Here is a 21,848-nt window from a genome sequence, read left to right as displayed (position 1 = left end):
TCGGTCAGCTCACAATCAGTTCTGGGTGTGACGGTCGATACTGTGCAGGTGCACTCGCGGCGAATGCCGGCGCCCCTGTGGGACACCGGCATTCGAGATCAGATGTGGATCACGCTTCGGGATCGAGAGCGAAGTTGTACGTCACCTCTGCGATGCCGTCGGCGTTCGTCTGCGGATCCAGGATCAGCTCCGGCTTGGTTGCGGTCGCGACGTCGTTCTCGACCCACTCACCGCCCTTGAAGTAGAGCTGAGTGGTGACGGCACGCTTGCCCGGGGCCGACACCAGCAGGTGCAGGTGGGCGGGACGCCACGGGTGGCCACCGTACGACTTGATGAACCAGCCGGTCGGGCCGTCGTTCGGAATCTGGTACGGAGCCGGCTTGAGGGTGGTGATCTCGTAGTTGCCGTCGTCGTCGGCCTCGATGGTGCCGCGCAGGTTCCACTCGGGGATGTCGGGGGCGAACTGCGAGTAGTAGCCGTCCTCGTCCGCGTGCCACAGTTCGACGGTGGCGCCGGCGATGCCGTTGCCTTCGAGGTCGGTCACCTTGCCCTTGAAGATCAGCGGAGGCGCGACCTTGTCCTTCTCGCGCATCGGCATGGTGCACTTCGACGGCAGCTTCGGAGCGTTCGGCACATAGTAGGGGCCTTCGATGGATCCCTTGGTGCCGGTGAAGTGCTTGCGGTTGTAGTGCACTTCCTCGACCTCGTGCTCGACGAAGACGTCCAGCCACAGCGGCCACTCGCCGTACTCGCCGACATCGATCATCCACTGCTTGAGCACCCGGTACTCGTCGTACGTCACCTCGTGTTTGTGGACGACGCCGGCGAGGGCCTCGAGCACGTCCTTGTAGATCGCGGCCGCACGCTCGACGGACGTGTCGGACGATGCCCGCTCGGACTTGAACTTGTCGGTGGCGGCGTTGCCGGAACCGTGAGCGGTGGGGTTCTCGGTGGTGGTCATGGACTCTCCTCGTCGGGGCTGAGAACGGTGTGGAAAGCGGTTGGCAAAAGCATTGGTCCGGTCGGTTCCAGGGCTTCGAACCGACGAAGTACGCTGTGCGTACTTGTGGATCGCAATGCGTACACCACATACTGTGCGTGTTGTCACATCGCTTGTCAACACCGAATGAGGCAACATCGACGAGTCCCGCAGGTAGGAGATGCAATGCCGAGCACCGACCTAGGCAACAGCCGGAGTAACGACCGCGATTTCGTTCAGAGCATCGAGCGTGGTTTTGCGGTATTGCACGCCTTCGACGACAAGGATCCGAAACCGACCTTGGCCGAGGTTGCGACCAAGACCGATCTGTCGCGGCCGGCGGTGCGTCGAATCCTGTTGACACTGCAGCGGCTCGGTTACGTCACATCGACCGGAACGCGCTGGTCACTGACTCCGCGAGTCCTGAGCATAGGGCAGCACTACACGGCCTCGCACACCCTTGTGGATTCCGCGCTGCCCAAATTGGTGGAGATCGCCGACCATACGCACGAATCGGCGTCGCTCGGCGTACTCGACGGGACCGAGGTCGTGTACGCGGCCCGCGTACCGGTGCGACGGATCATGAGCATCAACGTCTCGGTCGGCACTCGCGTACCCGCATACGCAACGTCGATGGGTCGCGCGTTGCTCGCCTGGTCACCACGCGAACAGCTCGACACCGTGATCGCAGAGACCCGGTTCGAGAAACTCACGCCCACCACCATCGACAACGCCGACGCCTTCCGCGTCGAACTTGCGGAGGTCCGCAGCCAGGGTTACGCGATGGCATCCGCCGAGCTCGAAGACGGCTTGATCTCGCTCGCGGCACCCGTGTTCGACCCCGCCGGCCATGCAGTGGGCGTGCTCGCGTGTTCGACGTCGACGGGACGCCACACCCTCGATTCCTTCCGGGATCTATGCGCCAAACGCGTGGTGGACTGCGCCGAGACATTGAGCGCAGAACTCGGCTACCGACACCGCTGACCAGTACCGATACCGAATCAGGCGCCCATCGTTTTCAGGAACGCAGCGTGGCGGAGGGCGCTAGTCCGTACTTGCGTTTGTACGCCGCAGAGAACCGCCCGGTGTGTGTGATCCCCCATTTCAACGCCACATCCGTCACCGACAGATTGCTACCGGATCCCGCGGAGAGTTCCTCGTGGATGCGCGACAACCGCAGATCGAGCAGGTAGTCGCGGGGGCAGACACCGAGGTACTCCCGGAAGCCCTCTTGCAGACGACGCACACTCACCCCGGCGACCTCCGCCATGTCCGCTGACGTCCAGGGCAACGACGGATCGTCGTGCACCCGGTCGAGGACCCGCTTGATGATCCGAGGCCGCGCACCTCCCGTCGGATCGGCGTCGTCGGGCATCACCGCGAGAATGAACGACGAGGTCAGGGCGCCGGAGAGTTGATCGGACACCAGTGGGTTGTGCCAGAGGGATTCGTCGGATTTGAGCTGCTCGATGACCGAACGCAGTAACGCCATCCAACTCTGCCCCGCGTCGGTCGACAGGTCGACCTGAGGGGGAAGGTGCAGGTCGGGGCGCCCGAGGATGCGGGCCATCTCTCGGTGCAGGTAGTCGCGTTCGAGCTTGACCCCGACGATCTCGCAGTCGCCACTCCACCGACGGATCGTCGCGTCGATGTCCGGTTCGAAGACGGTTGCCTGCCCCACCCCGGATGCGGTCTCGACGCCACTGGCGATCGACTCGATCGTGCCCGACAAGGGAATGTTCACGGCATAGGCGCCCGGGTGCGAACTGTGCACCGACGCCTCGGCACCCCAGCCGATCCGGGCCAACCGGATCGGCCCCAAAGGCAATGTGCGCAGGTTCAGGCGAGGTTCGACCTTCTCGAGGGGGGTGAGGTCATGCGAGAAGTACGCATGCGACACCACCTCTTCCACCTCGTCCCAGTCGGACGGGTGTCGAGTCGAATCCTCTGCCATTCTGTGATCCACCCTCGCGTTTTCGGATACCGGGGACCTTGATTCCAGTGTGATCAGGGACACGTCCCCTGGCAAACAAGGACTTTATACCTACCCGCCGCGCCAGGTGGATAGTGACCGCGCTCACTGGATCGCACATCCCTTCCGGTGTCCATATGGTCTGTGTCACACCAGATCGAACCGGACAGGGAGGACGCAGACATGGAACAGCGAGACCTGCGAAACATCTTCGGACAGTTCGCAAGTGGCGTCACCGTCATCACCTGCGCCAACCGGGACGGCGAACCGCACGGCGCCACTGTCACCGCGTTCACCGCAGTGTCGCTCGAGCCGCGACTGTGCCAGGTCACCTTGACTCGCACCTCGAAGGCGTGCGGGTTCCTGTCGGGTGCACCGTTCGCCGTGAACGTCCTCGCCGCCGACCAGGTCGACACCGCGATGCACTTCGCAGGCAGGCCGCAGTCACCCGAGCCGACATGGGAGGACGGCCCCACCGCACCGGTCCTCGCCGGTACCGCCGCGACGATTTCGTGCATCCCGTGGCGCGAATACGACGGCGGTGACCACATCATCTACATCGGCGAGATCGTCGATGCCTCGAGCCGCGACGTCGATCCCCTCCTCTTCTTCCGCAGCACCTTCCACGACCTCGGCGCCCCCAGCGCGTCTGCGGCCTGGAACGGCTGCCTGGACGATCCGCACAGCGGATGGTTCGACGCCCAGACGAAGTTCACCCCGCTTCACCTGGCCACATCCCCGGCCTGACCACCACTGACACAGCGAATCCCTGCCCCACCGGACTAGGAGAAATTCCATGACCACCACCGAACCGCGCCCGGACACCCTCGACCGCTCCAAGGTCAATGTCGCCGCAGAGTGCGAAGCGAACCGGACGAAGAATTTCGCAACCCGCCCCATGACCGGCGACGAGTACATCGCCTCGATCGACGACGGCCGCGAGATCTTCCTGCACGGCGAGAAGGTCAAGGACTTCACGAACCACCCGGCGTTCCGAAACTCCATCCGGATGACCGCGCGCCTCTACGACGCGCTGCACACCGGCGAGCACGTCGACACGCTCACCACCCCCACCGACACCGGCAACGGCGGCGTCACGATGCCGTTCTTCCGCACCCCGAAATCCTCTGCCGACCTGGTCAAGGACCGCGATGCCATCGCCACCTGGGCACGCCTGACCTACGGCTGGATGGGCCGCTCCCCCGACTACAAGGCGTCCTTCCTCGGCACCCTCGGCGCAAACGACGAGTTCTACAACCCGTTCCAGGACAACGCGAAGCGCTGGTACCGGGAATCGCAGGAGAAGGTGCTGTACTGGAACCACGCGATCATCAACCCGCCGGTCGACCGCCAGCTGCCCCCGGACCAGGTCGGCGACGTGTTCATGAAGGTCGAGAAGGAGACCGACGCCGGCCTCATCGTCTCCGGAGCGAAAGTCGTCGCGACCGGCTCGGCCATCACCAACTACAACTTCATCGCCCACTACGGCCTGCCGATCAAGAAGAAGGAATTCGCGCTGATCTGCACGGTGCCGATGGATGCACCCGGCATCAAACTGATCTCCCGCGCCTCCTATTCAGAGAACGCCAACATCGTCGGCTCGCCGTTCGACTACCCGCTGTCGAGCCGCATGGACGAGAACGACGCCATCTTCATCTTCGACAAGGTCCTCGTCCCGTGGGAGAACGTCTTCATGTACGGGGACGTCGAGAAGATCAACCAGTTCCTGCCGGGTTCCGGCTTCCTCCAGCGCTTCACCCTGCAGGGCTGCACCCGCCTCGCCGTGAAACTCGACTTCATCGCCGGTCTGCTCATGAAGGCCCTCGACGCCACCGGCGCCGGCGGATTCCGAGGAGTACAGACCCGCGTCGGTGAGGTCATCGGCTGGCGCAACCTGTTCTGGTCGCTGACCGACTCCATGGTCAACAATCCCGAACCGTGGATCGGCGACACCGTCATCCCGAGGCTCGAATACGGCCTGACGTACCGGATGTTCGCGATGCAGGGCTACCCGCGCATCAAGGAGATCATCGAGCAGGACGTTGCCTCGGGCCTGATCTACCTGCCCTCGTCCGCCGCCGACTTCAAGAACCCCGACGTACGCCCGTACCTGGACAAGTACGTTCGTGGATCCGACGGCATCCAGGCGGTCGACCGTGTCAAGGTCATGAAGGCTCTGTGGGATTCGATCGGATCCGAATTCGGTGGTCGTCACGAGCTGTACGAGCGGAACTACGCAGGCAACCACGAGAACGTCAAGGCCGAACTGCTGTTCGCAGCCGAGACCCGCGGTGATGTGGCTTCCATGAAGGGCTTCGCCGAGCAGTTCATGAGCGAGTACGACCTCGACGGCTGGACCGTGCCCGACCTGGTCGGCAACGCCGACGTCTCCGCGTTCTACAAGTAACGACACCCCACACCACCGCGCGCAGGCGGACGACCCCCACCTACCCGCCTGCGCGCGGTACCCAACCATCCACCCCACGCGAAGGAGCGTCCGAGATGTCCGCCGCTTCGAATTCCGGTGCCCCTGCCCCTATCCCGGAGTTCGACGCCGTGATACTCGGGCGCTCCTTCGCTTGCCGGCGTGCGGCGGACCGCCTTCGTGACGACTTATATCTGTCGGTCTGCGAGCTGGTCAGCGTAACCTCGGCCACATACGACGACATCGACAATCGCTGGGAATTCCACGTAGGAAGCTTCGTCATCGCCCGCGCCAAGTTCGTGATCGATGGCGACGGCACGATCCACCTGCAGGGGCGTGAGGACACCGCCATCGATCCTGCAGCCGTGACCGCGCACGGATTTCCCAACCTGTTCCGCCCGGTCGGCACCGACCGGATCGATTCCCTCGGTTACACGGTGGCGTGCATCGAGTACATGCGCACGCACGGCCACGACTACTCGGAGCGGCGGTTGCGGACACCGGTCGCCGATGACGACTTTCCCGAGTTGTCCTTCGACCGGCCGATCCCGGCCATGTGGATCGGATAGAACGTGTCAGCGCCCGTAGTGATACCGGCACGCCGCAATACGCACCTCGGTGTCGGCGACCTTGTAGACAAGACGGTGTTCGTCGGTGATTCGCCTGGACCAGTACCCGGCGAAGTCGTGCTTCAGCGGCTCCGGTTTGCCGATGCCGGCGTTTCCGTTTCGTAGGATGTCCTGCACAAGAGAGTTGATGCGCTTCAACACCTTACGGTCCTGAGTCTGCCACCAGAGGTAGTCCTCCCAGGCGTTGACATCCCACACCAACCGCATCGTCAGTCGTCACCGTCGATCAGCTCGTGCGGCTGACCCTCTCCGGCTTCGAGTCGCTCCATCGCGTCGAGCAGGCGTCGCGCATTTGCCGGTGAACGCATCAGGTAGGCGGTCTCGCGAAGCGACTCGAAATCCGCCAGCGACACGATCACCACGGGCTCGTGGCCCGATCGGGTGATCACGATTTCCTCGCGGTCATTCACCACCGAATCCAGAACTTCGGCGTAACGAGCACGGGACTCGCTGTAACTCATGGTCCTCATGACAACCTCCTAACTGTACGGAAAATTGTACGTCTTATCGGACATGGCAGCAATGACCACGACACATCGGCACCGATTCCGCCGAGACGTCCGCGATCGGCTCGGATGACGCAGTCCTGCTGTCAGGAGTCGCGCAACGCTTGACTCGGCGTCATCCCGTACCGCTTCTTGAACGCCGCCGCGAATCGGGCGGGGCTGCTGAAACCCCACCGGAACGCAACGTCGGTCACCGTGACGCCGGAGCCACCGGCCGCGAGTTCTGCGTGCGCGCGGTCCAATCTGATGTCGAGCAAGGTCGCGGACGGGCTGCTTCCCACATAGTCGGCGAACGTCTCCTGCATCCGCCGCACGCTGGTGCCTGCAATCTCGGCCATATCGGCCGCGGTCCATGGACGTGACGGATCGTCGTGCAACGCGTCGAGGACACGTCGGACCATCCCCGGCCTAGCCGCCGGGGCGGCATCTTCGCTCGGAGGTGCCACCGCCAACACGAACGCGGTCGTGACGGCACCCGCGAGTTGCTGCGACACGAGGGGGTTGGCAAGCGAACCTGCGCCTTCTGAGAGCTGATCCGACAATGAGGCAACCAGGCGGCGCCAATCACCGGCCGAGCCGGTCAGATCGATCTGATCAGGCAGAACGAGCCGGGACCGCAAGGGGGCGCCCAGAATGCGGTCGGCCTCTCGCTCGAGATGATCGCGGTCGAACTTGACGCCCAGAACGGAACATGTTGCGTCCCAACGCGTGATCCGATTCGGAGTATCCGCACTGAACACGGTGGCCTGCCCCGGCCCGGAGACGACCTCACCGCCCTCACCCCTGGATTCCAGGGTGCCCGCGAGCGGAATGTTGATCTCGTACGCTCCGGGATACTCGCACTCGATCGCCACATCGACGCCCCACGCGAGCCTGCCGATCATCACCGGACCGAAATCCACCGACGACAAATGCAATTCGGGTCGCTCGGCGCCGGACATGACGGTCAATTCGTGCGGGAAGTACACGTCGGCGACCACTCGGGAGACATCCTCCCAGTCCTCGAACTCTGCCACCTCAATCACCTCCCGACTCCTGCTCGGCGACTTTCCGCGCGATGCGTATCGACTCCGCGCAATCGGTGTAGAAGCGAAGTGATCTGAATCATATGGTCCTCATCACAGCGTACGGAAGGCCCGAGCGACAGGGCCCCACGACCCACCCGAGGAGCATCACATGACGAGCACTCTCTCCTGGATCGACGAAGTCACCATGGCCCAGCTCGAGCGAAACCCGTACCCGATCTACGAGCGCCTTCGGGCCGAAGCTCCTGTCGCATTCGTACCCGTGCTGGGGGCATTCGTCGCGTCGACGACGCACGCGTGCCACACGATCGCGAACAGCGACGACTTCGAAGGAATCATCACTCCGGCCGGTGGCCGCACCTTCGGGCATCCGGCGATCATCGGAGTCAACGGTGATATCCACAAGGATCTGCGATCGATGGTCGAGCCTGCGCTGCAGCCCAGCGAAGTGGACCGCTGGGTAGAGGACCTCGTCCGACCGATCGCTCAGCGCTACCTCGAAGAGTTCGAAACGGACGGCAAGGCCGACCTCGTCACTCAATACTGCGAACCCGTCAGTGTCCGCGCACTCGGAGATCTGCTCGGTCTGAAGGACGTCAGCTCGGACAAACTTCGCGAATGGTTCCACAAGCTGTCCGACTCGTTCACCAATGCCGCCGTCGACGCCGACGGCAACTTCACCGATCAGAAACGGTTCGACGAGGGTGACGCCGCAAAGGCCGAGATCCAGTCGATCGTCGATCCTCTGATCGACCATTGGATCGAGCATCCGGACGACAGCGCCATCTCGCACTGGCTGCACGACGGCATGCCCGAGGGACAGACCCGCGACCGCGACTACATCTACCCGACTCTCTACGTCTTCCTCCTCGGTGCCATGCAGGAACCGGGGCACGCCATGTCGTCGACGCTGGCCGGACTGTTCACCCGCCCGGAACAGTTCGAGGCCATCGTCGACGAACCCGACCTGATTCCCCGGGCCATCGCCGAGGGAATGCGCTGGACGTCGCCGATCTGGTCCGGCACCGCCCGAATCGCCAAACGCGACACCGTGGTGTCCGGAATCGAGATCGCCGAGGGGTCGGTGGTCATCCTCTCGTACGGATCGGCCAACCACGACACCGACACTTTCGAGGCACCCACCGAGTACGACATGACCCGACCGCCGCTTCCGCATCTCGCGTTCGGCACCGGCAACCACGCGTGCGCCGGCATCTACTTCGCGAACCACGTCTGTCGTATCGGCTTGGAGGAATTGCTCGAAACCATCCCCAACCTCGAACGCGACACCGGTGCAGACGTCGAGTTCTGGGGCTGGGGCTTCCGCGGCCCCACCTCACTGCACGCAACCTGGGAGGTTTGACATGTCGTACACCGTCACCACCGGCACGACGTCGGTCGACTGTGGCCCTGAGCAACCGATTCTCGACGCGTTCCTGCGCAGCGGAGTGTGGATGCCCAACTCGTGCAATCAGGGAACGTGCGGCACGTGCAGGGTCAAGGTGCACTCCGGGTCGGTCGATCACCGGAACTCGCCCGAGGGCACCCTTTCGCAGGCCGAGCGATCCGACGGCTACGCACTCGCGTGCCAGGCCACACCGTGCAGCGACACGTCGATCGACCCCCCTGCCGCCGACGAGGTCGCGACCACTCACGCGCTGCGCGACTTCGTCGCCACGGTCTCCGAAGTACGAGACATCGCCGACGACACACGGCGGGTGCTGTTGACTCTCGACGAACCGCTCACGTTCTCGGCCGGACAGTACGTGGAGGTCACCGTCCCAGGAAGTTCGGCGAAGCGTCAATACTCCCTCGCGAACCCTCCGACAGAACCGAAGCTGCTCGAACTGCATGTGCGTCGGCAGCCGGGTGGCGTGGCCTCCGAGTGGCTGTTCGGCACGGTCGAGGTAGGCGATCGGATCGACATCACCGGCCCGTACGGCGACTTCACGTTCGATGAGGACGCCACCGGCCCGATGGCGCTGCTCGGCGGCGGCACCGGCCTCGCACCGCTCAAGGGCATCATCCGTCATGCGCTCGCACTCGACCCGGAACGGGAGATCCTGCTTTACCATGGGATTCGGACCTGCGCCGATGTGTACGACGCCGACTTCTTCCGCGAGCTCGAGGACAAGCACCCGGGCCTGCGATACGTCACCTGCGTAAGCCGTGAGAACGGAGGCGACCGGGAAGGCTACGTCACCGATGCCTTCGTGAAGGATGTCAGCTCTGCGAAGGAGTTCACCGGCTACATCTGTGGGTCGGAGAAGTTCGTCGAAGCCGCGGTGAAGTCGTTCAAACGGCGCAGGATGTCCCCGCGCCGGATCCGGCGCGAGAAGTTCACCGCAGCCGGGTAAGGTCCCGCGCCCCGAATGGGCCGAATGTCACCTTCATGCAGCTCGAGCTCATGAAGGTGACATTCGGCCATTCTGTTCGTCCAGGGTCCTTCGTCCTCCGACCGCGGGGTCCTAGGTATCACTAGGCATTTACCCGGTGTGACCGCAAACACAGGATGTCAGGGTAGTAGTAATGCCGGACACAGCCCGTCCGAGCCCCACCCCGACACAGCCTGTCCGACCGCCGCCACGGCAACTGTGTTCGGACCGGAATCGGACACCGACGCTGTTCGTCCCGGGAACTACGCCGACACTGGAGGATCCCCATGACCGACATCGTGGAGCACGTGCGCACTCATCTCGACGGAGCCCTCGTCGAAGACCCCGCAACCGGACGGCACCAGGTCCGACGCGACGTCTTCACCGACGAAGAGATCTTCGAACTCGAGATGAAGTACATCTTCGAGGGCAACTGGGTGTACCTCGCGCACGAGAGCCAGATCCCGAATGTCGGCGACTACTTCACCACCAACATCGGTCGTCAGCCCATCGTCATCAGCCGCGACAAGGAAGGCGAACTGCACGCCCTGATCAACGCGTGCAGCCACCGCGGCGCGATGCTGTGCCGCCGCAAGACCGACAACCGCACCACCTTCACGTGCCCGTTCCACGGCTGGACCTTCCGCAACAACGGCAAGCTGCTCAAGGTCAAGGATCCTCGCGACGCCGGCTACCCCGAACAGTTCAACACCGACGGCAGCCACGACCTGCGCAAGGTGGCGAAGTTCGAGAGCTACCGCGGCTTCCTCTTCGGTTCGCTCAATCCCGACGTCAAATCCCTCGAGGAACACCTGGGCGACTCCGCCAAGATGATCGACATGCTCGTCGACCAGTCCCCCGAAGGACTCGAGGTGCTGCGCGGTTCCTCCACCTACACCTATGACGGCAACTGGAAGCTCCAAGCGGAGAACGGTGCGGACGGCTACCACGTTTCGGCGACGCACTGGAACTACGCGGCCACGACCGCGCGTCGCACCGCCGGTGAATCGGCCAACGAAACCAAGGCCATGGATGCAGGCACGTGGGGCAAGCAGGGCGGCGGCTACTACTCGTTCGAGCACGGCCACCTGCTGCTGTGGATGTGGTGGGGCAACCCGGAGGACCGCCCGCTGTACCCGCGCAAGGACGAGCTCGCCAAGGAATTCGGTGAGAAGAAGGCCGAGTTCATGGTGGGTGCATCGCGCAACCTGTGCCTGTACCCGAACGTGTACATCATGGACCAGTTCTCGTCGCAGATCCGGCATTTCCGCCCGATCTCCGTGGACAAGACCGAGGTGACGATCTACTGCATCGCACCCAAGGGTGAGAGCGCCGAGGCACGCGCAGGCCGCATCCGCCAGTACGAGGACTTCTTCAACGCCACCGGCATGGCCACCCCCGACGACCTCGAGGAATTCCGGTCCTGCCAGAAGACGTACCTCGCGACCGCAGCTCCGTGGAACGACATGAGCCGCGGCGCCACCCACATCCTCAACGGCCCGGATCAGGTCGCGAAAGATCTCGGCATGGACAACGTCCTGTCCAGCGGCGTGAAGACCGAGGATGAAGGCCTCTATCCGATCCAGCACGGCTACTGGCTCGACACGATGCGCAAGGCCGTCGACGCCGAAGCTGCAGCATCCGCCGCCGGCGAGCCCACCGCGCTCTGAGAGGTACGAAATCATGACCACAGCAACAAATTTGACGCAGAACGACATCGAACAGTTCCTCTACAAGGAAGCGCGGTTGCTCGACGACCGCGAGTTCGAGCAGTGGCTCGAGTGCTACCACCCCGAGGCCGAGTACTGGATGCCTGCGTGGGACGACAACGGCAAACTCACCGAGGATCCGCAGTCCGAGATCTCGCTGATCTACTACCCCAACCGAGGCGGACTCGAAGACCGCGTATTCCGCATCCGCACCGACCGTTCGTCGGCGACGTCGCTGCCCGAACCGCGTACCGGCCACAACATCACCAATGTCGAGGTCCTCGAGCGCCGCGGCACCGAGATCGATGTGCGCCACAACTGGTTCTCGTTGTACTTCCGCTACAACACCACGGATACCTACTTCGGCACGACCTTCATCACGCTCGATGTCTCGGGTGATCAGCCGGTCATCAAGAAGAAGAAGATCGTCCTGAAGAACGACTACATCCACCACATCGTCGACGTCTACGTCGTCTAGTACCCGGAATCACGAGAGGAGGCTTGGGCACCATGACATTCCAGGTGGCATTGAGCTTCGAGGACGGGGTCACCCGCTTCATCAAGGTCAAGCCGAACGAGACCGTCGCAGACGCGTCGTACAAGGCGCGGATCAACATCCCCCTCGATTGCCGCGACGGCGCGTGCGGCACCTGCAAGGCGTTCTGCGAATCCGGCACTTACGACGGCGGCGACTGCATCGAGGATGCGCTGACCGACGAGGAAGCAGAACAGGGTTACTGCCTGCCGTGTCAGATGATGCCCGAGTCGGATCTGGTGGTGCAGATCGCCAGCACCTCGGATGTCGCGAAGACCGCGGCGGCCTCGTACACCGCGACGATCACCGAACTCAATCGATTCTCCGAGAGCGTCGTCGGCTTCACCGTCGAGATCGACAACCGGGACGACCTGGTGTTCCTGCCCGGGCAGTACGTCAACATCGGGGTTCCCGGTAGCGACGACGGCACCGGCAAGCTGGCGACGCGGTCGTACTCGTTCAGCACCGGCCCCCACGACAATTCGCTGGCATTCCTGGTGAAGATCACCGAGGGCGGCCTGATGTCGGAGTACCTGCGCGACCGCGCTCAGGTGGGCGACACTCTCGAATTCACCGGCCCCTTCGGAAGCTTCTTCCTCCGCGAGCGCAAGCGCCCGTCGCTGCTGCTCGCCGGCGGGACCGGACTCGCCCCGCTGTTGTCGATCCTGTCGAAGATTCAGAGTGAGGGCACCGATCATCCGGTGCACCTCATCTACGGCGTCACGTTCGACCACGACCTCGTCGAACTCGAGAAGCTCCAGGCCTATGCGGAGTCTCTGCCGAACTTCACGTTCGACTACTGTGTCGCCGACAAGGATTCGTCGGCCCCGAACAAGGGCTACGTGACCGGACTGTTCGAGCCGCAGCACCTCAACGACGGCGACGTCGACATCTACCTGTGCGGACCACCGCCGATGGTGGAAGCGGTGCGTAATCACCTGTCGGAGAACAGCATCACTCCCGTGAACTTCTACTTCGAGAAGTTCAACACCTCTGCTACCCCGGGCGGGGCGACCGCCCCGGCCCCCACCGACGCGGAGAAGGCAGCTGCCGAGAAGGCCGCTGCCGAAACAGGACGGCCCGTCGCACTCGAGACCCCTGCATCGCCGGGCAACTACGAGATCGGCGAGGAGCACCCGCCCGTCGCCGAGTCCGACGAGCAGTTCGACGCCCGCATGGCGCTCGAACTCGGTGTCCTCGAGCTCACCATCGGCCGCCTCACCCCCGAGCAGCTCGTGGAGTTCCGGATTCTCGCTGAGGCATCCGGCGCGTCCGTCGAAGGTGATCACTTCACCGACGCCGCCGCGTTCACAGACACCACCGCGGCGTTCCACGAGTACTTGTTCCGCTGCTGCACCAATCCGGTGCTGCTCGAGGCCTACAACCGCCTCGAGGTGACACAGTTGATGCACCAGGTGCTGCGTGACGCGCACTGGATCGAGGGACACATCATCGACGAGCACCTGCAGCTCGTCGAGGCGTTCGAGAAGGGCGACAAGGCCGCAGCACGCGACCTGATGATCGCGCATTCCGGCCACGCCAAGGAGACGATGCGTCGAGCGATCGCCGAGGGCGCAGCAGCGGGTGCACGATGAGCGACGTGAAGTTCTTCCCGGGACGGTTCGACGGCCGGTGTGTGACGATCACCGGCGCCGCACAGGGCATCGGTCTCGCAGTTGCGACCCGCGTCGCGGCCGAAGGCGGGGAGGTCGTCCTCGTCGACCGCGCCGAACTCGTCCACGAGGTCGCCGAAACACTGCGCGCCGACGGCGGCAAGGCACATTCCGTGACCGCAGACCTCGAAACCTTCGAGGGGGCGGAGGAGGCACTCTCGTTCGCGGTGCAGGCGGCCGGACGACTCGACGTGCTCATCAACGTGGTCGGCGGCACCATCTGGGCCAAGCCGTACGAGCACTACGCGCCCGACGAGATCGAGAAAGAGATCCGCCGGTCGCTGTTCCCCACGTTGTGGTCGTGCCGCGCGGCTGCGCCGTACCTGATCGACCAGCGTTCCGGCACGATCGTGAACGTGTCGTCCGTGGCGACGAGCGGGGTGAACCGGGTTCCGTATGCCGCGGCGAAAGGTGGCGTCAACGCCATCACCTCCGCGCTTGCGCTCGAGCTGTCGCAGTACGGCGTTCGCGTCGTCGCCACCGCCCCGGGCGGGACCGTCGCGCCGGAGCGGCGGGTCGCGCGGGGGCCTGCCCCGCAGACCGAGCAGGAGAAGGCCTGGTACCAGCAGATCGTGGACCAGACCGTCGATTCTTCGCTGCTCAAGCGGTACGGCACGCTCGAGGAGCAAGCCGCGGCGATTACTTTCCTGGCCTCCGATGAGGCCTCGTACATCACCGGTTCGGTCCTTCCCGTAGCCGGAGGCGATCAAGGCTGACAGCCGTTCGACCGGGCCTCGCCAGTGGGCCTTCCCCTGCTGGTGAGGCCACTTTTCTGCCCGAATTCATTTGTGACCTCTCACACAAACCGGAGCATGTAATGACCCGAACCACACAGACCTGGGCCAGCCCACAGCACAAACGAAGCGTCATCTGGATCGTCGCTCTCGCCACCGTCGCGATCATCTTCGACGGATACGACCTCGTCGTGTACGGAACTGTTCTTCCGACACTCATGGGCGACCCCACCCAGCTCGGCGAAATCTCCGCGCAGCAGGCCGGGGCACTCGGCTCCTACGCCCTGATCGGTGTCATGGTCGGTGCTCTAGTCACCGGCGCGTTCGGCGACCGCGTCGGCCGCCGCAAGATGATGCTGATCAACATCGTGTGGTTCTCGGTCGGTATGGGCGCAGCAGCCTTCTCGACGAGCATCGCGATGTTCGGTGGCCTCCGGTTCTTCACCGGTATCGGTGTCGGCGGCCTGGTCGCCACCGCCGGTGCCGTCGTCGCGGAATTCGCCCCGCCCGGCAAGCGCAACCTGTTCAACGCCATCGTCTACAGCGGTGTCCCCGCCGGAGGTGTCCTCGCATCACTGCTCGCGATCCTGTTGCGTGACGTCATCGGGTGGCGCGGACTGTTCCTGATCGGCGCTCTGCCGCTCGTCATCCTGTTTCCACTCGCGCTGGCCAAGCTCCCCGAATCACCCGCGTGGCTGGCCTCCCGCGGTCGCCTCGACGAAGCGAAATCCACCTGCGACAAGTTCGGCTTCCCGATGCCCACGGCCGCGCCTGCCGCACCCACCGAGAAGGTCGGCTTCGCTGCGCTCGCCACCAGGAAGTACGCGCTCGGCACCGGTCTGCTCGGCCTGATGAGCTTCGCCGGCCTGCTCCTGACCTATGGCCTGAACACATGGTTGCCGAAAATCATGGCCGACGCCGGCTACAACGCCGACGGCTCGCTCGCATTCCTCCTCGTCCTCAACGGCGGTGCCATCATCGGCGGCCTCATCGCATCGAAGATCGCCGACGGTCGCGGTCCGCAATCCGTCATCGTGACCACCTTCTTCCTCGCCGCCGTTGCCCTGGTGACGCTCACGCTCGGGTTCCCTCTGTCCGTACTCCTCACCGCCGTCGCGATCGCCGGTGTCGGCACGATCGGCACCCAGGTGCTCGTCTACGGGTTCGTGTCCAACTACTACGACACCCCCGCTCGCGCAGCCGGTGTCGCATGGTGCGCCGGGTTCGGCCGACTCGGCGGGATCTTCGGCCCGATCATCGGTGGCCTTTTGATCGGCGCCGGCTTCGCGAACAACGTGAACTTCTACATCTTCGCGGTGATCGCTCTCGCCGGTGGCCTCGTCACGTTCTTCGTTCCCCGACCGCTGCAGCACAACACGCGGATCGACGTTCCGGACGCCTCGACCGGGACTACCGTGGATGCGTGACGGACAATTCGATGCTGGTAGGACGTGACACCGAGCTCTCGCAGCTCGACCGACTACTCGACGGGGCGCGCGCCGGGTCTCCCGTGCTCGCCCTCGTCGAGGGTCCACCCGGCATCGGAAAAAGCGCTCTCGTGCGGTCTTTCACGAGCAGGCACCGTGATATACACGCACAGTTCGCATCAGGGGCGCCGTGGGAGTCGGACCATCCGTGGGCGGTCCTCGAACAGTTGACGCACGCCCCGGAGCCGGGGGCCGACCCCATCGATGCTGCGCATGCGTACCTGGACACGATCCACAGCACCACGATCATCGTCGTCGATGACGCCCACTGGTCGGATATCGAGTCGTTGCAGTCGCTTTCGTCGATGATCCGCCGCGCACACCAACGCCCGATCCTGATGTTGTGGGTGATCCCCGACGTCCTGCCCGACGGCATCGACGACACCACCGCACGAATCCTGTCGTCGCAACGGGCCGACACCATCCATGTCCGCGCCCTCACCTCCGGCGATGTCGCCCAGCTCGCGCTTCTCCGCGCGGGCGTGGACCTCTCACCCTGGACGGCTCAACGCCTGCACGAGCACACACTCGGGAGTCCCCGGCCGGTGTTGCAACTCCTCGACGAGATCCCGCGCGCCCAATGGCAGCGGTGGCAGGCGCGGTTCCCCGCACCTGCGCAACACGCCGCAGCAGTCCGACGCGTCCTCACCGCCTGCTCACCCGACACACGCGCCCTCATCGAAGCAGCGGCGATCCTGGGCACCGGATCGCCGCTCGCTCCGGCTGCCGCACTTGCCGAAGTCGACGACCCCACACCGTTGCTCGACGAAGCACACACCGCCGGTCTGCTGACGATGCGGGAACGGCAGGGCATCGTCACCCTGCTGTTCCCCGACCCGATGACCAGCGCCGCCGTCACCGACGAGATCGGGCCGGCGCGGTGGCGCGAACTGCATGCGCGAGCGGCCACACTTGTCGACGACGAGGGCAACGCCCTGTTCCATCTGGTGTCGGCCACACCCGCCGCCGACGGCACCCTCGCGGACAAACTCGATCGGTTCGCTCGGCAACGCGCTGCCGACGGTGCATGGGCGCAGGCCGCCGAGGCGCTCATCACGGCAGGTCGCATCACGCCCGAACGCGACCTCCGCACACAACGTTTGATCCGCGGGGTCGACGCACTCACCGGCGCCGCCGATCTCCCCCAGGCTCAGACCTTCGTTCCCGAGATCGAAAGCGCCCCCGGAGGTCCGATGCGCAACGCGGTCCTCGGCTACCTCGCAATCCAGCGGGGCCGCGCCGCCGAGGCGCACTACCTGCTCTCGGAAGCCTGGACGATGGTCGACGAGTCGGAGAGCGACCCCGAACTGGCAGCGATGATCTGCCAGCGGATGGTTCTGCACTCGCTGGCCAGGATGCGCGGCGACGAACTCGTGGCCTGGGCCGATCGCGCCTCGTCGCTGGTCCCGGGCAATGCACCCGCCGTCGTGGAGTCCAACGCCATCCGGGGCCTCGGCCTGGGCATGACCGGACGCATCGACGAGGCCCGTGCTTCGTACGCCGGCCTTGCCGACCACGTCCGTCTCGGAGCACAGAGCCAGCGCATCCGCATGGCCGAAGGCTGGCTCGCGTTGGCGTTGGATGCGCCCGATCGTGCCCGTACCGAACTGGAAGCCTCCGAACCCACCACGTTCCGCGGTGGCTCTCTCCGGATCTCCCTGTGGGCGCAAGCGTGGCTCGCCCGCACCCAGTTCACCCTGGGGGCGTGGAGCGATGCCCTGCGCACCGTGGATCGGGCCGCTGCACAACTCGATTCGACCGGTCTGGATCTGCTGCGGCCACTCGTCCATTGGACGGGAGCCCAGGTGCATGCGCTGCGCGGCAACTGGGATGCCGCGCGCGAGCACCTGCGGCGCGGCCGCGCCGGGAGCAATGACTACACGCTCATGCTCGTCCCCTCCTGCATCTCCGCAGCCCAATGCGCAGAGGTAGCAGCAGATTACGACGGGGTGCTCCGCCAACTCGACCCCCTCGTGACCCTGCGGCACAGAGAAGCCCTCGACGAACCCGGATTCTGGCCGTGGCCCGATCTCTACGGCAACGCGCTGGTGATGACCGGCCGCGTCGACGACGCCGACGCCTTCCTGCGCCCCCACGAAGAACGTGCCGCCGAGCGAGGTCACCGTTCCGCGAAAGCACGACTCGGGTACGTGCGCGGACGCATTCACGGCGCGCGCGGCGACATCGACGCAGCCCGCGACTCCTTCGAGAGTGCATTGTCCGAAATCGACACCCTCCCATTGCCGTACGATCGCGCACGCATCAATTTCGCGTACGGGCAGACCTTGCGCCGCGCCGGACGGCGACGTGACGCAGACAGTGTGATCCGCACCGCGCGGGAGCTGTATGCCGTGCTCGGCGCGGGCTCGATCGTCGCGCGCTGCGACCGCGAGCTCAAAGCGGGCGGGTTGAAGTCCGGCGACGCGGTGAGCATTCGGAATCACACCGACGTGTCCGCGTTGACACCGCAGGAACGTGCTGTCGCCACACTCGTCGCGTCGGGCCACACCAACAAGGAAGTGGCGGGAGAACTGTTTCTCTCGGTCAAGACCGTCCAGTACCACCTGACCCGCGTCTATGCGAAGTTCGGCATCCGCTCACGCAGCGAGCTCGCAGCACGTTTCCGCCAAGAAGAGTAAGGAAGAAGCAGCCCGATGACAGCTGTCGACGACGTCACACGCCCCGACACCGACCTGTTCGAGCGGCCCCCTCGGCCATGGCTCCGGCCCGCGGCGGTGTTGCGTGACTTCGGACCCAGGTACGTATCGAACGGGCTCATCGGACTGATCTTCTCGTGCACCGGGCCTGTCGCCGTGATTCTCGCGGCAGGCGCCACCGGCGGGCTGTCACAGGCGGAGTTGGCGTCGTGGATCTTCGGGGTCTTCGCGCTCAACGGCATCCTCACGATCGCCATGAGCCTCGCCTACCGGCAGCCGCTCGGCTTCTTCTGGACGATCCCCGGCACGATTCTCGTCGGCGGGTCCCTCACCCACCTGAGCTGGGCCGAGGTGGTCGGGGCGTTCTTCGCCACGGCCGCATTGATCACCGTGCTGGGAGTGACGGGCCTCGTCCGCCGCACAATGGAAGCGCTCCCCATGCCCATCGTGATGGCCATGGTCGCGGGTGTGTTCCTGTCGTTCGGGACGAACCTGGTGAAGGCCCTGGGCTCCGATTTCGCGATCGCAGTGCCCATGATTGTGGTGTTCCTGCTGCTCAGCACGGTAGGAGCACTGGGCCGGTGGATGCCGCCCATCCTGGGGGCACTGCTCGCCGGCGCCGTCGCGGTCGCGTTCTCGGGCCGGTTCGAACCGCAGCCCGGCAGTGGAAACGTCTTTGCAGCACCGGTCTTCACCGCGCCGGTCTTCACCTGGTCGGCACTTCTCGAACTGGTGGTTCCGCTCGCGATCACCGTCATCGTCGTTCAGAACGGGCAAGGTGTGGCCGTGCTGCGCTCGGTCGGGCACAACCCGCCGATCAACGTCTCCACGATCATGTGCGGGCTGTGGTCGTTCCCCGCTGCCTGCGTCGGAGCAGTGTCGACCTGCTTGACCGGCCCTACGAACGCGCTGCTGACCTCGTCCGGTGAGCGGTCCCGCCAGTACACAGCGGCGTTGACGTGCGGCGCGCTGGCAATCATCTTCGGGCTGTTCGCACCACTGTTCGTGCGTTGGATGATCGCGGCCCCGGCGTCGTTCGTCGCGGTCCTGGGTGGCCTCGCAATGCTCAAGGCCCTGCAGGGTGCGTTCGTCGCCGGGTTCAGTCGCCGCTACACAATGGGTGCGCTCGTCGCGTTCATCGTCACGGCGTCCGACGTGATGTTCTTCAACATCGGTGCGGCGTTCTGGGGGATCGTCGGTGGTGTCGCGGTGTCGTGGTTGCTCGAACGCCAGGATTGGACGGATCCCCACGGCGAGTAGGAAGTCCGGCTTCTGGCAGCATGCGTGAATGGCCTTCCGCTCCCGCGTCACAGCGCTGATCGTGTCGATCGTCGTGCTGGTACTGATCGTCGCCGCATTCACGGCGTATCGCCTCATGGATTCGAGGAGCACGCAACTGTTCGGCACCCTCGTCGACCGCGTGGACACCGACGAGAAGGTCGTGGCGCTGACGCTCGATGACGGGCCGAGCCCGCTCACACCCGAGGTGTTGCAGACTCTCGCGGACGCCGATGTACCTGCCACCTTCTACGTCACGGGCACAGAGATGGCCGAGCGACCCGAACTCGGTCGAGCGATTGTCGAGGCCGGTCACGAACTCGGGAACCACACCGCAACACACCGCAGGATGGTTTTCGTCGGCCGCGACACCGTCGCGGAGGAAATCGAGAGCACCGACGCTGCAATCCGCGACGCCGGTTACGACGGAGAGATCACCTTCCGGCCGCCCTACGGAAAGAAACTGATTGCGCTTCCCCGCTATCTCGACGAACACGACCGGACCACCGTCATGTGGGACGTCGAACCGGACTCGGCCTCGTCCGACACCGGCGAGATCGTCCGGACAGCACTCGAGGAGACACGCCCCGGTTCGATCATCCTGCTGCACGTGATGTACCCATCCCGGACGTCGTCGCTCGAGGCGATTCCCGACATCGTCGACGGTCTGCGCGCCGAGGGGTACCGGTTCGTGACGGTGTCGGATCTGCTCGGCCGGTGAGCTCGACGCAGCGCGAACTGGACGAACAACGAAGGGGATACCGGCACGATGTCGGGTAAAGAGCACTCACGACAGCGCAGTGCCTGACAATCTGTTCTTCGAAGACCACCGACGGAAGGATTCCGATGGCACGTCCGGTTCGCGTCGTCGTTCTCGGTTCCGGATCGTGGGGCACCACGGTCGCGGGGCTCGCGGCTCGCAACACCCCGACTCTGCTGTGGGCGCGCAACCCCGACACTGCAGCCGAGATCAACGAGACCCATCGCAACAGCCGGTACCTCGGCGACCGGGAACTGCCGAAGGATCTGCGTGCGACATCGGATCTCGTCGAGGCGGCCCACGAGGCCGACGTGATGGTGGTGGGTGTGCCGTCGCACGCGGTGCGCGCGACCCTCGAACCGATCGCCGACGAAGTGCGGGCCTGGGTGCCGTTGCTGTCCCTGGCGAAAGGACTCGAGCCTGGCACCCGGCTGCGGCCGACGCAGGTGGTCTCGGAATGCCTGCCCGGGCACCCGGTCGGCCTGCTGTCGGGGCCGAACATCGCCAGCGAGATTGCCGACGGCATGGCTGCGGCATCGGTCGTGGCGATGCAGGCCGAGTCGGTGGCGACGGCGCTACAGCCGCTGTTCGCGTCGAAAGTGTTTCGTGTGTACCGCAACACCGATGTACTCGGGTGTGAACTCGGCGGCGTGTTGAAGAACATCATCGCGATCGCCGCGGGAATGGCCGAGGGGCTGGGGGTGGGCGACAACACCCGGGCGATGGTGCTGGCGCGTGGCCTCGCCGAAATGACCCGGCTCGGGGAAGCAATGGGTGCCGATCCGCGCACGTTCGCGGGCCTGACCGGGATCGGTGATCTGATCGCCACCTGCATGAGCCCGGCATCGCGGAACCGGCGTGTGGGCGAGTCGCTCGCACGCGGCCTGACATTGGACGAAACCCTCGCCGAGCTCGGTCAGGTCGCAGAGGGCGTCAAGACCGCACCGACGGTGATGGAACTCGCGCGCGAATACGACGTCGTGATGCCGATCGCGGCGGAGGTGGAGGCGGTGGTCGCGGAGAGGCGCTCGCCTGCCGAGGCGTACCGAGGGCTACGGAGGGTTGCGGCCGGACACGAGCAGGACATCGTGTGATTTCCACTGT

General features: G+C 64.8%; 20 protein-coding genes. 15 read left to right on the top strand and 5 right to left on the bottom strand.

Going from position 1 to position 21,848, the window contains the following annotated elements; all coding sequences use genetic code 11:
- Positions 1-109 precede the first annotated feature (109 nt).
- Entirely contained in the window at positions 110-961 is an 852-nt protein-coding gene (gene catA, locus MWU77_RS13185) for a catechol 1,2-dioxygenase (protein ID WP_169689493.1), read from the bottom strand.
- A 204-nt stretch (positions 962-1,165) separates the two neighbouring features.
- On the opposite strand from catA, the gene MWU77_RS13180 reads away from it, so the two are divergent.
- The gene (locus MWU77_RS13180; RefSeq protein ID WP_169689492.1) at positions 1,166-1,963 is read left to right on the top strand and encodes an IclR family transcriptional regulator C-terminal domain-containing protein; all 798 of its coding nucleotides are present in this window, start codon (positions 1,166-1,168) and stop codon (positions 1,961-1,963) included.
- 34 nt (positions 1,964-1,997) lie between these two features.
- Here the strand turns inward: MWU77_RS13180 and MWU77_RS13175 are convergent, their stop codons facing one another.
- On the bottom strand, positions 1,998-2,933 hold the full coding sequence (locus MWU77_RS13175; RefSeq protein WP_169689491.1) for an AraC family transcriptional regulator: 936 nt from the start codon (positions 2,931-2,933) through the stop codon (positions 1,998-2,000).
- 201 nt (positions 2,934-3,134) lie between these two features.
- Here MWU77_RS13175 and MWU77_RS13170 point away from each other — a divergent pair, with 201 nt between their 5' ends.
- The 3 genes from MWU77_RS13170 to MWU77_RS13160 all read left to right on the top strand — a co-directional run bounded on the left by MWU77_RS13170 (position 3,135) and on the right by MWU77_RS13160 (position 5,945).
- Positions 3,135-3,698, top strand: a complete 564-nt coding sequence (locus MWU77_RS13170) for a flavin reductase family protein (protein ID WP_169689490.1) — start codon at positions 3,135-3,137, stop codon at positions 3,696-3,698.
- Positions 3,699-3,747: 49 nt separating this feature from the next.
- On the top strand, positions 3,748-5,358 hold the full coding sequence (locus MWU77_RS13165) for a 4-hydroxyphenylacetate 3-hydroxylase family protein (protein ID WP_247273900.1): 1,611 nt from the start codon (positions 3,748-3,750) through the stop codon (positions 5,356-5,358).
- 95 nt (positions 5,359-5,453) lie between these two features.
- Positions 5,454-5,945, top strand: coding sequence for a hypothetical protein (locus MWU77_RS13160; protein ID WP_247273899.1), 492 nt, complete (start codon positions 5,454-5,456; stop codon positions 5,943-5,945).
- Positions 5,946-5,951: 6 nt separating this feature from the next.
- Here MWU77_RS13160 and MWU77_RS13155 read toward each other — a convergent pair whose 3' ends face one another.
- The 3 genes from MWU77_RS13155 to MWU77_RS13145 form a co-directional block, all read right to left on the bottom strand.
- Positions 5,952-6,212, bottom strand: a complete 261-nt coding sequence (locus tag MWU77_RS13155) for a Txe/YoeB family addiction module toxin (RefSeq protein ID WP_169689487.1) — start codon at positions 6,210-6,212, stop codon at positions 5,952-5,954.
- 2 nt (positions 6,213-6,214) lie between these two features.
- Positions 6,215-6,475: a type II toxin-antitoxin system Phd/YefM family antitoxin gene (locus MWU77_RS13150; protein ID WP_169689486.1), complete on the bottom strand. Its 261-nt coding sequence runs from the start codon at positions 6,473-6,475 to the stop codon at positions 6,215-6,217.
- A 122-nt stretch (positions 6,476-6,597) separates the two neighbouring features.
- The gene (locus tag MWU77_RS13145) at positions 6,598-7,533 is read right to left on the bottom strand and encodes an AraC family transcriptional regulator (protein ID WP_374229877.1); all 936 of its coding nucleotides are present in this window, start codon (positions 7,531-7,533) and stop codon (positions 6,598-6,600) included.
- 154 nt (positions 7,534-7,687) lie between these two features.
- Here MWU77_RS13145 and MWU77_RS13140 point away from each other — a divergent pair, with 154 nt between their 5' ends.
- The 11 genes from MWU77_RS13140 (at position 7,688) to MWU77_RS13090 (ending at position 21,838) form a co-directional block, all read left to right on the top strand.
- Positions 7,688-8,899 (top strand): cytochrome P450, encoded by a 1,212-nt coding sequence (locus tag MWU77_RS13140; protein WP_169689484.1) that lies wholly within the window; start codon positions 7,688-7,690, stop codon positions 8,897-8,899.
- 1 nt (position 8,900) lies between these two features.
- Positions 8,901-9,893: a 2Fe-2S iron-sulfur cluster-binding protein gene (locus tag MWU77_RS13135; protein ID WP_247273898.1), complete on the top strand. Its 993-nt coding sequence runs from the start codon at positions 8,901-8,903 to the stop codon at positions 9,891-9,893.
- A gap of 305 nt (positions 9,894-10,198) precedes the next feature.
- The gene (gene benA, locus MWU77_RS13130) at positions 10,199-11,581 is read left to right on the top strand and encodes a benzoate 1,2-dioxygenase large subunit (RefSeq protein WP_169689482.1); all 1,383 of its coding nucleotides are present in this window, start codon (positions 10,199-10,201) and stop codon (positions 11,579-11,581) included.
- Positions 11,582-11,594: 13 nt separating this feature from the next.
- Positions 11,595-12,098: a benzoate 1,2-dioxygenase small subunit gene (gene benB, locus MWU77_RS13125; protein ID WP_247273897.1), complete on the top strand. Its 504-nt coding sequence runs from the start codon at positions 11,595-11,597 to the stop codon at positions 12,096-12,098.
- A 32-nt stretch (positions 12,099-12,130) separates the two neighbouring features.
- Entirely contained in the window at positions 12,131-13,750 is a 1,620-nt protein-coding gene (gene benC / locus MWU77_RS13120; RefSeq protein ID WP_247273896.1) for a benzoate 1,2-dioxygenase electron transfer component BenC, read from the top strand.
- Positions 13,747-14,544 carry a 1,6-dihydroxycyclohexa-2,4-diene-1-carboxylate dehydrogenase gene (locus tag MWU77_RS13115; protein WP_247273895.1) on the top strand — a complete coding sequence of 266 codons (798 nt, stop codon included), beginning with the start codon at positions 13,747-13,749 and terminating at the stop codon, positions 14,542-14,544. Before benC ends, MWU77_RS13115 begins: the two co-directional genes overlap by 4 nt.
- A 101-nt stretch (positions 14,545-14,645) precedes the next feature.
- Positions 14,646-15,989, top strand: a complete 1,344-nt coding sequence (locus MWU77_RS13110) for an aromatic acid/H+ symport family MFS transporter (protein ID WP_054715625.1) — start codon at positions 14,646-14,648, stop codon at positions 15,987-15,989.
- An 11-nt stretch (positions 15,990-16,000) separates the two neighbouring features.
- Positions 16,001-18,688 carry a LuxR family transcriptional regulator gene (locus tag MWU77_RS13105; protein ID WP_169689647.1) on the top strand — a complete coding sequence of 896 codons (2,688 nt, stop codon included), beginning with the start codon at positions 16,001-16,003 and terminating at the stop codon, positions 18,686-18,688.
- Between the two features lie 15 nt (positions 18,689-18,703).
- A complete protein-coding gene (locus tag MWU77_RS13100; protein ID WP_169689478.1) occupies positions 18,704-19,966 on the top strand; it encodes a benzoate/H(+) symporter BenE family transporter in 1,263 nt (420 codons plus the stop codon).
- Positions 19,967-19,994: 28 nt separating this feature from the next.
- A complete protein-coding gene (locus tag MWU77_RS13095) occupies positions 19,995-20,705 on the top strand; it encodes a polysaccharide deacetylase family protein (protein ID WP_247273894.1) in 711 nt (236 codons plus the stop codon).
- 125 nt (positions 20,706-20,830) lie between these two features.
- Positions 20,831-21,838 carry an NAD(P)H-dependent glycerol-3-phosphate dehydrogenase gene (locus MWU77_RS13090; RefSeq protein WP_169689476.1) on the top strand — a complete coding sequence of 336 codons (1,008 nt, stop codon included), beginning with the start codon at positions 20,831-20,833 and terminating at the stop codon, positions 21,836-21,838.
- The last annotated feature ends 10 nt before the right edge of the window (positions 21,839-21,848 follow it).

Origin of the sequence: Rhodococcus sp. F64268 (assembly GCF_023015605.1) — a bacterium.
GTDB lineage: Bacteria > Actinomycetota > Actinomycetes > Mycobacteriales > Mycobacteriaceae > Rhodococcus.
Note: the sequence above shows the minus strand (reverse complement) of the source record. Positions and strands in the feature narration are given on the sequence as shown.